Source organism: Paracoccus shanxieyensis (assembly GCF_009711265.1).
Taxonomy (GTDB): Bacteria; Pseudomonadota; Alphaproteobacteria; order Rhodobacterales; family Rhodobacteraceae; genus Paracoccus; species Paracoccus shanxieyensis.
Genome location: NZ_WMII01000003.1, coordinates 19,456 through 34,281, shown reverse-complemented (window position 1 = coordinate 34,281; position 14,826 = coordinate 19,456). Strand labels below are relative to the sequence as shown.

The following is a 14,826-nucleotide window of genomic DNA, read 5'->3' as shown; positions in this document are numbered from 1 at the left end:
GCGGTTCGCCGTCCAGCCATCATCCGCTAAAATCCTTAACAAACAGTTGCCACTTCGGCGCTGTAGGTGCTTTGCCCGGCCCCGCCTGCGGGTTAGGCAGGAATGAACCCTCCGAGACCGTCTGATGAACCTCGTCCTTGCCGCCCTGACCCTCATTCTCGCCTGCGCGCTGCCCGCCTCTGCCAGCGAAACGATCGGCCCCGATCTGCGCGGTGTGGCCTCGGTGATCGACGGCGACACCATAGAGATCCACGGCGCCCGGATCCGGCTGAACGGCATCGACGCGCCGGAAAGCGGGCAACTTTGCCAGGACGCGCGTGGCAAAGCCTGGCGCTGTGGCCAGCAGGCCTCGCTGGCGCTGTCGGACCGGATCGGGCGGCGGGTGGTCAACTGCCAGCAGACCGACACCGACCGCTATGGCCGCATCGTCGCGGATTGCTTTGCGGGCCGGACGAACCTGAACCGCTGGATGGTGCGCGAGGGCTGGGCCTTGGCCTATCGCCAATATTCGACCGCCTATGCCGCCGCCGAGGACCAGGCCCGCACGCACCAGCGCGGGATCTGGCAAGGGCATTTCGACATGCCCTGGGACTGGCGGGCGGAACGCCGCAGCGGTCAGAATACAACACCGCCGATGTCGCGGCTTTACGAACTCGCCGGGCAAACCTGGTCCTGCAGCCCCCGCCGAACCTGCACCCGGATCGGTAGCTGCGAGGAGGCGCGCTGGTATCTTCAGAACTGCCCATGGGGCGGCAAGCTCGACCGAGATGGCGACGGGATCCCCTGCGAGAGCATCTGCTGAGGGAGATGCGGGCGGTCGCGCATGCGGGGTGCCGGGGCGTGTCAGCCGCGATACGCCGCTTCGTCGGTTTACTTGGCCTCCTCTGCCAGCCGCGTTACCGACCAGCCGCCGCTGTGCCCTTTGCGCAACCAGGCCGCGACCAGCTGAAAGCCGCTCTGCGGCCAGTCATTCGGCGTGTCGATCAGCACCAGCTCGGCAATACCGAACCCGGCCTCGTCCAGATCACGCAACCGCGCCTTGGTCGTCAGGTTGGTCAACGGCGCCAGCCAGACGATGTTCGGCGCGATCCGCATGGCATGGCGCGTGAAATCGCGCAGCCGCGACCAAGGCGGATTGGTCATCACCCAATCGACCGGCCCCTGCCAATCCAGGAAATCGCGGCCCTCGGTGATTTCGCACCAATCCTGGTGCAGATGGGCAGGAAAGTGCCTGTGGAACGCCCCTTGGCCTCTGGCCGGGTCAAGCACCTTGCCCGTCATCCGGCCGGCGAAATGCGCGATCACCGCTGCCGCAAGATCCAGCGGCGTCATCACCAGATCCTGTGCCGGGGCATTGGTCGCCGGAACCAGACCGCGACGTCCTGCAGGGTTCGCCCGCAACACCCGCTTGATGCCAAGCGCCGCCGCTGCGCGGACCACTGTCGCCACCGTCGCGCCCAGATCCCGCTCGAGCGCAATGATCACCGGTCGGCTGACCCCGATCCGAGCGGCCAGTTGGGCCTGGCTCAGCCCCCGCGCCACCCGCCGGTCCGCCAGAGCCCGCGCTGCCTGCACGCGATCCGGCGCCCATCCCCAGCGCAGATCCAGCACTGCCATCAAAGCAACCAGCGCCCGCACACCGCCACTGCCCCGCTCAAGCGCCCGCAGCGTCGGCAGGCTGATCCCGGCCGAGGCCGCGACTGAAGCCTGCGTCAGGCCGAGTTGGCGACGCGTTGTGCGCAAGGCGTCCATGTCAAGAATTGCTTTCTTTTCATTAACCAAAAAGGAAAAGATCTATGACACAATCTGCACAAAATCATTGGATCGGCGCCAGACGGAAAACGTCAAGAAGGGCGGGAAGCCGACATGCGGCGGCGCGGCAGGGCAGTCGCGGCAATCTGGGTTAGCGGACGTTCGTGCCTGGCCCAGCGAGGATCCACGATTAGCGCGAGGAAGCTGATATGGTCGGCTGCCGCCGAATTTCATACGATAGAGCGGAGTCTGCGGAAGTAAGCTTATGCCGCTCTTCGGCATGCTGATCGACGGCCCGCAATCACCATTCTCGTCGTGTTGGTCAGGGGGGCGGCGATATGGCGAGTTCGGTCACCCGACATGAAAAGAAGCCCGCCTGCAGGGGCGGGCTTGTGGAAGTGGCTTCCGACAACCGGTTACTTCTTCGAAGCCTTGCCGGAGGCGTTGATGGCCGTCACCGCAAGCGCAGTGAGCTTGTTGTTGGCGGCCTTCTCCTCGTCGAGGATCGAGGTTAAAAGCGTATGCGCTTCCTCATTCCCCAGAACCTTGGCCCATTCGCGCAGCGTGCCATAGCGGGCGATCTCGTAATGCTCCACCGCCTGCGCGGCACCGATCAGCGCGACATCCAGCGCGTGTCCGCTGGCGTCCTCGATCAGGCCGTCAGCCTCTTTCAGAAGGCCATCCATGGCATCACATTTCTCGCCCTTGGCTTCCTTGCCGATCGACTTGAAAACGGCTTCGAGCGTCTTGATGTGCCCCTTCGTCTCCTTGAGATGATCGTCCATCGCCTTTTTCAGCTCGGCGCTGCTGACCGCCTTGGAAACCTTGGGCAGCGCCTTGGACAGCGCGTTCTCGGCCCAATAGATATCCTCCAGCGTATGTTCGAATGCGTCGTTCAGCGTCTTCATCAGATATTCTCCTTGGTTGTGTAGACGTTGTTGAACCGGCGCCTGGAACGTTATCCAGGCGCCTTCCGGACTTTCACGGCACCTCCGCGATCAGGCCAGATCACGGACCTTCGGCTCGCGATCCCAGTAGCGCAGCTTGGCCGCCTCAGGCAGGCCGGCCAGATCGGTGACGCCCTCATCCGGCTCGACACCGGCGCGGTCCATCAGCGCCTTGGCCCCTTCGGTCGCGCCGATGGCCTTTAGATGCGCGAACGCATCCGACACGAACGCCACAGCCGCACTATCCTTGGCCAGCTTGGCCGCCGCCTCGTTCGTCAGCACCAGCGCCACCGCGTCGAACAGCACCGAGGGCGAGCCGGCCAATTGACCGTCCGCCTTCATCGTGCCGCCATCCAGCGGCAGGCCGCCGACCTTGGGCGCAACGGTGAAGACGGTGCCCTTGGCGGACTCGACCGCCTTTTTCAGCGCCTCGATGTCGGACTTGCTCGACCCCTCGTCGAAAAGTATCGCGACCTGACGGCCTTCCAGCGACCTGTTCCAGTTCTTCTGGATCGACAGCGCGTCGGACGGGTCAAGATCGACCGGTTCCTTGAACGGCTTGACCGGCTTCGGCAGATCCATCCCCAAACCCTTGGCGACACGCTTGCCGAGATCGGGATGAACCACCTGAAGATGGCTCAGCATACGTTCGCGGATATGGTCCAGAGAGACCTTGGACAGCTCGAACACGATGGCCGAGGCAACATGCGCCTGTTCGTTCTCGGTCAGCGAGTTCCAGTACATCCGCGGCTGGCTGTAGAAATCACCGAAGCTTTCCGCGCGGATCCTCAGCTTCTCGCCCTCGACCCGCTGCTCGGCGGTGCTGAAACCGGTGCTCACGGGGCGCGGACCGGGATCCTCGCCCGCCTCGTTCAGGCTGTTCGGTTCGTAATTCGCGCGGCCTTTCGGCACATGGGTCTGCATCAGCCCGTCGCGCTGCATATTGGCGAAGGGGCATTTCGGCGCGTTGATCGGGATCTGGTGGAAATTCGTCGTCCCCAGCCGCGATTTCTGCGTGTCGAGATAGGAAAACAGCCGGCCCTGAAGCAGCGGATCATCGGTGAAGTCGATTCCCGGCACCACATTCGAGGGCAGGAAAGCGGCCTGTTCGGTCTCGGCAAAGAAATTGTCGGGATTGCGGTCCAGCACCATGCGGCCGATCACGCGCAGCGGAACGACCTCCTCAGGGATGAGCTTGGTGGCATCCAGCACGTCATAAGGCAGCGATTCGGCCAGCTCCCGATCAAAGACCTGCACCGCGAACTCCCATTCCGGGTAGTCGCCTCGGTCGATCGCTTCCCACAGGTCGCGACGGTGGAAGTCGTTATCCGCCCCCTGTGTCTTGGCCGATTCATCCCAGATGACCGATTGCGTGCCCAGCTTGGGCCGCCAGTGGAACTTGCAGAAGCTCTCCTGACCCGCCTCGTTCACCAGCTTGAAGGTGTGGACGCCAAAGCCCTCCATCATCCGCAGGCTGCGGGGAATGCCGCGGTCCGACATCGCCCACATCAGGGTGTGGAAGGTTTCGGGCATCAGCGAGATGAAATCCCAGAAGGTGTCATGGGCCGAGGCCGCCTGCGGATAGGCGCGGTCGGCCTCCATCTTGACCGAATGGATGAGGTCGGGAAACTTGATCGCGTCCTGAATGAAGAAGACCGGGATATTGTTGCCGACCAGATCCCAGTTTCCTTCATCGGTATAGAATTTCACCGCAAATCCGCGCACGTCGCGCGGCGTGTCGACCGAACCCGCGCCACCCGCCACCGTCGAGAAGCGGGTAAAGACCTGCGTTTTCTTGCCCTTCTTCGAGAAGAGGCTGGCGCGGCTGAGCTCCGGGATCGGATCGGTGCATTCGAAATAGCCATGCGCGGCCGAGCCGCGCGCGTGCACGATCCGCTCGGGGATGCGCTCGTGGTCGAAGTGGAAGATCTTCTCGCGCAGCACGAAATCTTCCAGCAGGGTCGGCCCGCGCGATCCGGCCTTGAGGCTGTTCTCGTTATCCGAGATCGGAACGCCGAAATTCGTCGTCATTGCGGGCGTATCGCCGCTTGCGATCTGATGCGTCTCGCCCGCGTTTCCGGTGTCGGTTGTAAAGTCCTTGTCCTCGGCCATCGACCCTACCTTTCAGAGGTGGATTAAGCTTTGCCGGCGCGCCCATGGCGGACCGTGCCAGCAAAACTGCCGAGGTCACAAGCGGTTCCACCGATTATCCTATCTGAAGCCGAAAACCGCCTCGTCTGGGTCGGTGCGCCCTGCGATCTTCGCGGCGATGATCTGGGTGCCGATCACCGAGAAGGTGATGCCATTACCACCAAAGCCCATGATCGTGTGGATGCGGCTGTATCCGGGCACCGTGTCGATGATTGGCAGCCCGTCCTTTGTCACGCTGAACGGGGCCGACCAGGTGTAGACCGGCTTGCCGATGTCCACCCCCGTCACGTCGCGCAGTTTCTCGGCGATGACCTTTGCCTTCCGCGCCAGCTTCGCGGGGTCCGAGTTGGTGCTTGCCGCATCCTCGTCCTCGCCGCCCGCGATGATCCGGCCCGACGCATCGGTCCTGAAGTAGAGATAAGGCTCGGCAGCCTCCCAGACGATGGTGGCCCGCATCCAGTCCGGAAGGGTCTTCATCGGCCGCGACGCCAGCGCCCAGGTCGAGGTGACGCGGTGGGACGGGCTTCGCATCTGCGCCAGATGTTCATAGCCGGTGCAGAAGACCGCGTGATCCGCGGTCAGCACCTCGCCCTGCCGCGTCGCCAGCGCGATCCCCCCGGGCAGTTCGGCCAGATCGGTGATCTCGACCGGCGAGATCACCCGCGCCCCGCGGCCCATCGCACAGGCCAACAGCCCCGCCGTCAATTGCGCCGGATTGGCCGAGGCCGAATCCGGCGACAGGATCGCCGCCTGGCGATCGATGCCGAACCGCTCCATCAGATCGGCACGGGTGAGATATGCGGCGGCAATGCCGATCTTGGCCCGCGCCTCGGCCTCGGCCTGCAGGGCGCGCTTGCCCATCTGGTTGCCCGCCAGATACAGCGCCGGCTTGCGTTCCATCGAGCAGTCGATCCGCAGCTCGTTGACCAGATCCACCAGATCATTCGTCGCCTTGACCGAGCGGAGCCAGGCCGCATCGGCCTTCTTCGGGCCGATCTGCTTTTGCAACCGTGTCAGCGACACATCGATCTCGTGCTGGATCATCGCCGTCGAGGCCGGCGTCGAGCCGCGCACCGGCAGGCGGCGGTCGAGAATCAGCACCGAACGCCCCGCCCTGCTCAGCGACTCGGCCATCAGGGCGCCGCTGATCCCCGCACCGACGACGATGACATCCACATGACCGGCATCCGCCTCGCGCTCGGCCGTCACGGTCGAATGTGGAGTCTTGACCCAGAACGGGGTGCCTGTCCTGAGGTCATCCTTGCGGGTCTCGGCGTCGCGATCTGGCATCTCTCTCTCTCCGAACGGGGCGATTGGCATCTGCCAATGCACTGTGAAACGAAACGTTCCGCGCAATCCCCGGAAAGACGCCACAGCGGCTAGGGCGGACGAGTTGATTTTTGCAAGTCCCGGTCCAAACGCGCTTGCAGGGACGCCACAAGCATTCCATATACCATCCATACAGATGGAGAATACCATGGAGAACATCACCCGCCTGCCGGAAAGACAGGCCGAACCTGAAAAGATCACCATCAACCTCGGCCATGTCGATCTGGGCCGGATCGACCTGCTGGTGCGCGAGGGCTTCTATGCCAACCGGACGGATTTCATCCGCACCGCGATCCGCAACCAGCTGACCAGCGAGGGCCGTTCGGTCGCGCAATCTATCGACCGTTATCAGCTCGAACTGGGATTGTTCGACATTACGCGCGCCGATCTCGAGGCCATGGCGACGGCTGGTGAGAAACTTCACCTCAAGGTCGTCGGGCTGGCCAGAATTGCGGCGGATGTCACGCCGGAACTGGCCGAAGCGACGATCGGCTCGCTGAACGTCTTGGGGTCGCTTCAGGCGTCGAAGGCCGTGAAGGCCGCGCTCAAGGACCGCACCACCTGAGGCTGACCGCCTCATCACAAGGAAGACACCAATGACCAATGATTTCACGACGGCCATGCGCCGGGCGCTTGTGAGGTCTCGTGCCCTCGATCCCGCGGCTGCGACCTCGCTGGTCCAGGAGGTTCTGGGCGCCAACGGGATCGCGCTTCCCGGCGGCCTCGACAGGCAGCCGACCCGGGCACCGCTTGAAAACCCTTTCTCCAGCCTGTTGCGCGACGGTTGCCAGCCCTGCGCCGGCGGCGGCTTGATGCAGGGGCTGAACCTGCCCGGCCTCTCCGGCCTGCCCGCTGGCGTTACGATCGAAGTGCCCGAAGGCGCCCGCTATGAGCGGCGTCAGCATTCCGGCCCCGCCGGATCGCGCAACTATACGCTCTACATTCCGACGGACCGTCCCGAGGGGCTTCAGGGCGTCGTGTTGATGCTGCATGGCTGCACCCAGTCCCCCGATGATTTCGCGCGGGGGACTCGGATGAACGAGGCGGCCGAGCAGGCCGGCTTCCTCATCGCCTATCCCGAGCAGTCGCGCGCCCACAACATGCAGTCCTGCTGGAACTGGTTCCGCCCGGAGGATCAGGCACGGGACCGGGGCGAGCCGGGGATTCTCGCCGGACTTGCCCGAGACCTGCTGGAGGAGTTCGGCCTGGCCGATGGTCGGGCCTTCGTGGCCGGGCTGTCGGCGGGCGGCGCGATGGCGGCAATCATGGTCGATGCCTATCCCGACCTCTTCGCAGCGGCCGGCGTGCATTCCGGCCTTCCCAGCGGTGCGGCCAGCGATGTCGTCTCGGCCTTTGCCGCCATGCGGGGCGAGGGCGATGCCCGGCCCCGGTCGCGAAAGACGCCGGTGATCGTCTTCCACGGCATGTCGGACGCAACTGTCGCACCGATCAACGGCGACCGGCTGATCAGCGGCTCCGGCATCGAGACGCGGCACGAGGGCAACGGTCGTACTTGGTCGCGACTGGTGGGCAGCGATGGCTCGGAGCTTTGGCGTGTCGAGCGGGCCGGCCATGCCTGGTTCGGCGGCGATCCGTCAGGCTCCTATGCCGATCCGCTTGGGCCTGATGCCTCGGCCGAGATGCTGCGCTTCTTCACCAGCCTTCCTTGGCGTTGAAAATCTGCTCGGCATAGATCACGCCCAGGCCGTAGCCGCCGACAACGACGCTGTCATCTTCCCAGGTGCTCATCGTGGTGCGATCTTGCTGGTCGGGGAAGACGGCGTGGATTTCCGGGAAGATCGCCCCCGAAAAGCTGTCGGCGGCCGCCGTGGTCAGGATCGTCGGCACCTCGAATAGCTTCGCGCTTTTCGCCAGCCCTCGGTGTTGTTGCGCAGTTCGGCCAATGACACGCGCTAAGGGCCCGTTCCTTGACCTTACCGGCCAAGAGATCAAGAAATCTCAGTTTCTCAATGATTAGGGAGAGGGGGATTCTGCTTCTGCAACGCCGGCCGCAGTCCATGACTTCCCTTGACAATGGGGACATTGATCTGGGGTCATGGCAAGATTGCCGGCCAGCACGAAGCCGCAGATACAGCATGCAAGGCGTTGGTTGTCCCTGATCTTGTCGCCCGGCCCGACAGTGACCGGGGGCTTGATATCCCATGGCGGCTCAATCGGAAGGCCTAGCCGAGGCTGCGGCTGACTGAACGTGCTGAACCGGCCCGATGACTCAAAATAGGCCATACGGACCTCGCCGAGGTTTCTGTAGCCGTTTTCCCGCAACTCTTCGAACAACTCGCTCTGGCCCAGTTTGCGGCGGCGAAGAATGCGGGTATCAATCACCCCGTCACGAATGACTTCAGCCGTTGTGCCATCCAACGCCTTCTCGATTGGTCGGAATCTGAAGATCAAGACATCCAGCAACCTGTTGATGACCACGACCAGAGTGATGACCAGCATCGAGTAAAAGATGGGAACATCGGCATAGAACATGCCATCGCCAACGGCCGATCCAAGCGCGATGACCAGTAGAAACTCCACCACCGAGATCTGGGCGATGCCACGCCCACCAACCCATCGGATCAGCAGCAAGGCATAGGCATAGATTAAGAAGGTCCGAAAGACGATCTCCAAGTAGAACAGCGCCGGATCGGAACCCAGAAACATCCTGACCAGATCAAAGGGAACAACCGGATCATCCATTTCTGATCTGCGCTTTCATACAGGGGACGGGCCGCGAGCCTCGCGTGATAACGGGCAGCCAGTTCGCCAAGTTCCGCCTCTGTCTCCGTCTGGCCTTGAACGCTCTCGCACGCCCCCGTCAACACGGACATCAGTGGAACGACACTGGCTCCCGACGGCGCGTCGAAGGCTCACATCACGTGCCGCACGGTCGTTGGCGTCCAGCTTCGCGCCCATTGCTGTTCGGCTTCATGTACTGTCAGCAACTCGCCTTTCTGTCCCTCAGCCTTCCGAAATGTCGTCCAAATCTCGCTAAACGCTTCGGTTCACCCCCGCTTTTATGGCGCATAGGCGATGAAGATGAGCCTTCTTCGCTGATCCGCCTTTCCTCGCTGATGCGGCGAACATTCAGCGCTCGCAGCGAACACCTGCTTCGTCCCCGCTCTGCCGCTATTGAGGTGGTGGAAATGCTGCAATGAGTATCGAACGGCAGGTCTGGTGAATGCCGCATAGCAGCACGGCGCTCTCGTGAACGGCGGCAGTGGGCCGAGTGCAGGTGGGTTTGACCTGCCCCTTTCCCCTCACCTGAAATCCCTTGTCCTGACCCGGATCGTATCGAGATGCAGATCTGGGATGAACATGTCGCGGGGCTTCGGGTGGCGAGCATCCGGGGTTGGACTGGCATTGTGGAACTCGTCGCCGCGGCCATGCGGCAGGGGGAAGGCGCCGCGGTGGCCGACGCTGGCGAGGGCGTCCGAGAGATCGGTCAGGCGGTGGACGACAAAATGCACCACCTCGCCCTCGCGCTGGATCATGCCGCGCGCAGCGATCATGCTGGCCGCGAGGATGATGCGGCGATTGGCCTCGAAGACCCTGGGCCAGACGACGAGATTGGCGATGCCGGTTTCGTCCTCGAGCGTGATGAACATGGTGCCCTTGGCCGAGCCCGGGCGCTGGCGCACCAGCACCAGGCCCGCGAGTTCGGCCCAGCGGCGGTTCGGCAGCGCCATGGCGTCAGCGCAGGTCAGGATGCGGCGCCGCGTCAGATCCTCGCGCAGGAAGGCCACCGGATGGCGGCGCAGCGAGAGGCCGGTGCGGCTGTAATCCTCGACCACCTCGCGGCCTGCACTCATCGGGCGCAGCGGAACGGCGGGCTCGTTGCCCTCAATCGCCGCGAAGAGCGGCAGGTCGCTGTCGGGCAGGCCCTTGACCGCCCAGACCGCCTGCCGCCGTGACAGGCCGAAGGCGTGGAACCCGTCCGCCTCGGCGATGCGGATCAGGGCGGGTTTTGGCACCTCGGCGCGGCGCCAGAGATCCTCGACCGAGGCAAAGGGCGCGGCGCGGGCGATGGCTTGGGCATGGACCTCGGCCAGCCCCTTGATCCTGCGCAGGCCCAGCCGCACGGCGAAACGCCCGTCCGTCGGCTCCAGCGTGCAGTCCCACTCCGAGGCGTTCACGCAGACCGCGCGCACCTCGACGCCATGCGCCTGGGCATCGCGCACGATCTGGGCCGGGGCGTAAAAGCCCATCGGTTGGCTGTTCAACAGCGCCGCGCAAAACGCATCCGGGTGCCAGCACTTGAGCCAGGCCGAGGCATAGGCGACCAGCGCAAAGCTGGCGGCATGGCTTTCGGGGAAGCCATATGAGCCAAAGCCTTCGAGCTGCCGGAACGTCCGCTCGGCGAAGTCGCGCGGATATCCGCGCGCTTCCATGCCGTCGATCAGCTTGTCGCGAAAGGCGCTGACGCCGCCGGTGAACTTGAAGGTGGCCATGGATTTCCTGAGCATGTCCGCCTCGCCCGGGGTGAAGCCCGCGCATTCGATGGCGACACGCATGGCCTGCTCCTGGAACAGCGGCACGCCCAGCGTCTTGCCCAGCACCTTTTGCAGCTCTGGCCTTGGATATTCCACGGGCTCCAGCCCGGCGCGGCGACGCAGATAGGGATGCACCATGTCACCCTGGATCGGGCCGGGGCGCACGATGGCGACCTGAATGACCAGATCGTAATAGGTCCGGGGCTTCAGGCGCGGCAGCATCGCCATCTGCGCCCGGCTCTCGATCTGGAAGGTGCCCAGCGTATCGGCCCGGCGGATCATCGCATAGGTGCGCGGATCCTCGGCCGGGATGCTGGCGAGATCATATTGCGCGCCCTTGTGCGCCGCCACCAGCGCCAGCCCCTTGGCCATGCAGGTCAGCATGCCAAGCGCCAGAATGTCGACCTTCATGAACTTCAGCGCGTCGATGTCATCCTTGTCCCACTCGATGATCTGGCGATCCTGCATCGCGGCGGGCTCGATCGGCACCAGATCATCCAGCCGGTCATGGGTCAGCACAAAGCCGCCCGGATGTTGCGACAGATGCCGCGGCGCGCCCATCAGCTGCCGGGCCAGATCAAGCGTCAGGCGCAGACGACGGTCGGCGGGGTTCAGGTTCAGCTCGGCCAGTTGTGCATCGGTGACGCCCTCGTCGGACCAGGCCCAGATCAGCGAGGAAAGCGCCGAGATCAGATCCTCGGCCAGGCCCATGGCCTTGCCGACATCGCGCAACGCCCCCTTGGCGCGGTAGCGAATGACGGTCGCGGTCAGCGCGGCATGGTCGCGGCCATAGGTCTGGTAAATCCACTGGATCACCTCTTCGCGGCGCTCGTGTTCAAAATCGACGTCGATATCGGGCGGCTCGCGGCGCTCCTCACTGACGAAGCGTTCGAACAGCAGGTCGTTACGGCCCGGATCGATGGCGGTGATGCCCAGAACATAGCAGACCGCCGAGTTGGCCGCCGAGCCGCGCCCCTGGCACAGGATGTTCTGCGACCGGGCATAGCGAACGATGCTGTGCACGGTCAGGAAATAGGGCGCATAGTGCAGCCGACCGATCAGGGTCAGCTCATGGTGCAGCGCCTTTGTCACCTCGGGCGGGATACCTTCGGGGTAACGCGTGGCCGCGCCGGCCCAGGTCAGCCGCGCCAGCGTGTCCTGCGCCGTGAGCGCGGGATCGTCGCGTTCCTCGGGATATTGGTATCTCAGCTGGCCAAGATCGAAGCGGCAGCGGTCCATGATCTCGATGCTGCGGGCCAGCGCTTCGGGATAGCGCGCAAACAGGCGGGCCATTTCCGCGGGCGGCTTCAGGTAGCGGTCAGCGTGACGTTCGCGGCGATGGCCAAGCGCCTCGACGGTGCAATTGTGGCGGATGGCGGTCACCACATCCTGCAGGATGCGGCGCGCGGGGATGTGGAACAGGACGTCATTGGTGACAACCGTGGGCACGCGGGCGCGGGCGGCCAGCGTCGCCAGATCGTGCAGGCGCAGCTGGTCGTTCGGGCGGCGGCGCAGCGTCAGCGCCAGATAGGCACGGTCGCCAAACACCTCGCGCAGCCGGCGCAGGCGCAAGGCGCAAGCGTCATCGGCCTGATCGGGGATCAGGATGGCGATCAGCCCCTCGGCATGCTCGGCCAGATCCGACCAGTGCAGATGGCAGGCCGCCTTGCCCGCCCGCGATTTGCCAAGCGTCAGCAGGCGGCAGAGGCGCGACCAGGCCGGTTTGCCGGTCGGATAGACCAGCACCGACATGCCGCAGGCCAGATCCAGCCGGCAGCCCGCGACCAGCCGCACCCCCGTCGCCTTGGCTGCCAGCCATGCCCGGACGATCCCCGCGACGGAGTTGCGGTCCACGACGCCAAGCGCTTCGATGCCCAGGGCCGCCGCCGTGGCAAACAGGTGCTCGGCGTCCGATGCGCCGCGCAGGAAGGAAAAATCCGAGGTGACCTGTAGCTCGGCATATCTCATCCGAAGACCCCGTGCAGGAACCAGCGATGCGATCCGGTGGCGGCATCCTCGCCGTCGCCCGCGCGAAAGATCCACAGCCGTTCGCCCGCATCATCCTCGACGCGGAAGTAATCGCGCACCGCGATGCGCTCGGCCTCGCGGGTCCACCATTCGCCGAAGATGCGTTCCGGGCCATCGGCGCGGGCGATGCGGCGGCGCACGCCGCGCCAGGCGATCCAGACCGGCGGCTGGTCGGGCAGCAGCGCCATGGTGTCGATGGGTTCGGGGCGCGGCAGCAGGCGCGACGGGCGCGGCCAGTGATGCGGCCAACCTGCACCGCTATCCTCGGCCAGTGCCGGAATGCGCCGGATGGAGCGTTCCGGCACATCGCTGTCGACGGGCGCAATGCGGTAGATCGCCTGCGCGCCAACGCGATTGGCCAGAATGTCGATCAGACCGGACAGTTCCGGCGCCTCGGGCGCAAGCGTGCTGGTCTGGCGCGCCGCCAGTAGCTCGGTGATGGTCGCGGCCAGCGTCATGATCTCGATGCCGAAGCCCGGGGCGATGCTGGGGATCTTGTCGCAAAGCAGCCGGGTCAGCCGGGCCGGATCGCGTTGCGGCACGGCCAGGCCCACGCGCACGGTCTGCATCTCGCGATCGGTGCGGTGGCAGATCAGGTCCAGGCGGCGAGCGCCAAGGCCCTGCGTTTCCAGCTGCGCGCAAAGTGCCGCCACCAGCTTGCCGACATAGCGCGCGATGGTCTCGGGCGCGGCAATGGGTTCGGCAAAAGCGCGGCGGGTCTCGATCAGGTCTGCGGGCCGCAGGGCGTCGATCGGTTCCGGCGCATCGCCGAACATCTGGTCGATGCGGCGCATCAGCTCGGGGCCAAAGCGGCGGGTCAGCGGCGCGCGCGGCTGCGCCATCAGATCGCCGATGCGGCCAAAGCCCATGTCGCGCAGACCAGCCACGGTGGCCGCGGGCAGCCGCAGCGCCTCGGGCGGCATCTCGGCCAGATCGCCGCCAAAGCGCGCCATGGCATGCGCCGCGCCCCATGTGTCCGCCACCGCCGCCCGCGCCGTCACGCCCGAGAGCGCAAGCCGCCCGGTCAGCGCCTCCAACAGCGCGTCCTCGCCGCCATGCAGATGCGCGGCGCCGGCCACGTCGATGACGATGCCGTCCGGCGGATCGACCGCGACGATGGGCGCGATGCGCTGCAGGATCCAGAAGGCCAGCCGCTCGAGGCTCGCCAGATCCTCGGCCACATTCGCGGGCGCGATCCGCAGATCGGGCACCAGCGCCTGCGCCTTGCTGACCGGCATGCCGGGCCGCAGGCCAAGCCCTGCCGCCAGCGCATCCACCGCCGTCAGCAGCCGGCGATTGCCGATGCGGCCCGCCAGCACCAATGGTCTTTCTGGCGGCCTATCCGACGGCGTGCCGTCCTGCCGCCGCAGCCGGTCCACCGGCCACATCGGCAGGAAGACCGAGATGACCCGTGCCATCGCATGCCTCCAGTTCCAGATCGAACGACTCTCCGGCGCGCGCGCGGAGCAGCTCCACCAGCCAGCGCGCCCGGCCCAGCCCCGGCACCGGCAAGGGCGAGGACGGCAGCACCGAGACCCGCCAGCGCGTCATTGCCGCGGTCGGCTGGCCAAAATCGCTGGCGTCCGCCTGCCTGCGCCAGCGGCGCAAGGCGATGCCGGTGGTGCCCGAGGTCTTGGCCGCCAGATGCAGCCGGCGCGAGGCGGTCATCGACAGCCGCGCCACATCCGCCACCACGGCGGCCAGACTGCCATGGCGCAGCCCTTCCTCCATACAGGCCAGCACCGAGGTGTCGTCGCCCGCCTCGACATGGATCACCCGGCCCGAGGGCAGGCCGGCCTGTTCCAGCCCCGGCGCGAACAGATCGGCCTGCGTCACGCACCAGAGCACCTGCCCCGGCAGGCGCGCGGCGATCCCGGCGGCAAAACAGGCCGCCGCCGCGCCATCGGTGGCGCCGTTGCCGCCGCCCGCGACCTCATGCAGGCAGCCAAGCGCCAGCCCGCCTTTGGGCAGGCGGCGGTCAAGCTCAGAGAGGCCGAAGGGCAGCTCCGCCAAAGGCGGGCCGTGATCGCCCTCGATCGCCGCGATCCGCTGCCGCAGCGCCACGAGAGCCGGATCGGAACGAGGCGCGGACATGGCAGTGTCGGGCTCCTGTCGGGATGGGA

At 65.5% G+C, this 14,826-nt stretch carries 12 protein-coding genes; 3 read left to right on the top strand and 9 right to left on the bottom strand.

From position 1 onward, the window contains the following. Nucleotides 1-124: 124 nt before the first annotated feature. Nucleotides 125-802 (top strand): thermonuclease family protein, encoded by a 678-nt coding sequence (locus GL284_RS03725; protein ID WP_155043562.1) that lies wholly within the window; start codon nt 125-127, stop codon nt 800-802. A 68-nt stretch (nt 803-870) separates the two neighbouring features. Here the strand turns inward: GL284_RS03725 and GL284_RS03720 are convergent, their stop codons facing one another. From GL284_RS03720 to GL284_RS03705, 4 genes are all read right to left on the bottom strand, one after another. Further along, nucleotides 871-1,752 carry a helix-turn-helix transcriptional regulator gene (locus GL284_RS03720; protein WP_155043561.1) on the bottom strand — a complete coding sequence of 294 codons (882 nt, stop codon included), beginning with the start codon at nt 1,750-1,752 and terminating at the stop codon, nt 871-873. Between the two features lie 416 nt (nt 1,753-2,168). Continuing rightward, nucleotides 2,169-2,660, bottom strand: coding sequence for a YciE/YciF ferroxidase family protein (locus GL284_RS03715; RefSeq protein ID WP_155043313.1), 492 nt, complete (start codon nt 2,658-2,660; stop codon nt 2,169-2,171). 90 nt (nt 2,661-2,750) lie between these two features. Next, nucleotides 2,751-4,811, bottom strand: coding sequence for a catalase (locus GL284_RS03710; RefSeq protein WP_155043312.1), 2,061 nt, complete (start codon nt 4,809-4,811; stop codon nt 2,751-2,753). Nucleotides 4,812-4,910: 99 nt separating this feature from the next. Next, complete coding sequence (locus tag GL284_RS03705; RefSeq protein ID WP_155043311.1) at nt 4,911-6,140, bottom strand: NAD(P)/FAD-dependent oxidoreductase; 1,230 nt, start codon at nt 6,138-6,140, stop codon at nt 4,911-4,913. A gap of 187 nt (nt 6,141-6,327) precedes the next feature. Here GL284_RS03705 and GL284_RS03700 point away from each other — a divergent pair, with 187 nt between their 5' ends. Both GL284_RS03700 and GL284_RS03695 read left to right on the top strand, forming a co-directional pair. Beyond that, nucleotides 6,328-6,744 carry a CopG family transcriptional regulator gene (locus GL284_RS03700; protein WP_155043310.1) on the top strand — a complete coding sequence of 139 codons (417 nt, stop codon included), beginning with the start codon at nt 6,328-6,330 and terminating at the stop codon, nt 6,742-6,744. A 31-nt stretch (nt 6,745-6,775) separates the two neighbouring features. Then, a complete protein-coding gene (locus GL284_RS03695; protein ID WP_155043309.1) occupies nt 6,776-7,855 on the top strand; it encodes an extracellular catalytic domain type 1 short-chain-length polyhydroxyalkanoate depolymerase in 1,080 nt (359 codons plus the stop codon). On the opposite strand, the gene GL284_RS21440 is transcribed toward GL284_RS03695, so the two are convergent. The 5 genes from GL284_RS21440 to GL284_RS03670 all read right to left on the bottom strand — a co-directional run bounded on the left by GL284_RS21440 (nt 7,833) and on the right by GL284_RS03670 (nt 14,797). Next, complete coding sequence (locus GL284_RS21440) at nt 7,833-8,027, bottom strand: cysteine hydrolase family protein (protein ID WP_211371244.1); 195 nt, start codon at nt 8,025-8,027, stop codon at nt 7,833-7,835. The two genes, GL284_RS03695 and GL284_RS21440, sit on opposite strands and share 23 nt — an antisense overlap. A gap of 126 nt (nt 8,028-8,153) precedes the next feature. Continuing rightward, nucleotides 8,154-8,882 carry a DUF421 domain-containing protein gene (locus tag GL284_RS03685; RefSeq protein ID WP_155043308.1) on the bottom strand — a complete coding sequence of 243 codons (729 nt, stop codon included), beginning with the start codon at nt 8,880-8,882 and terminating at the stop codon, nt 8,154-8,156. 560 nt (nt 8,883-9,442) lie between these two features. Then, complete coding sequence (locus GL284_RS03680) at nt 9,443-12,643, bottom strand: error-prone DNA polymerase (protein ID WP_155043307.1); 3,201 nt, start codon at nt 12,641-12,643, stop codon at nt 9,443-9,445. Beyond that, nucleotides 12,640-14,121, bottom strand: coding sequence for a Y-family DNA polymerase (locus GL284_RS03675; RefSeq protein ID WP_155043306.1), 1,482 nt, complete (start codon nt 14,119-14,121; stop codon nt 12,640-12,642). Before GL284_RS03675 ends, GL284_RS03680 begins: the two co-directional genes overlap by 4 nt. After that, nucleotides 14,042-14,797, bottom strand: a complete 756-nt coding sequence (locus tag GL284_RS03670; protein ID WP_155043305.1) for an ImuA family protein — start codon at nt 14,795-14,797, stop codon at nt 14,042-14,044. Before GL284_RS03670 ends, GL284_RS03675 begins: the two co-directional genes overlap by 80 nt. Nucleotides 14,798-14,826: the final 29 nt, after the last annotated feature.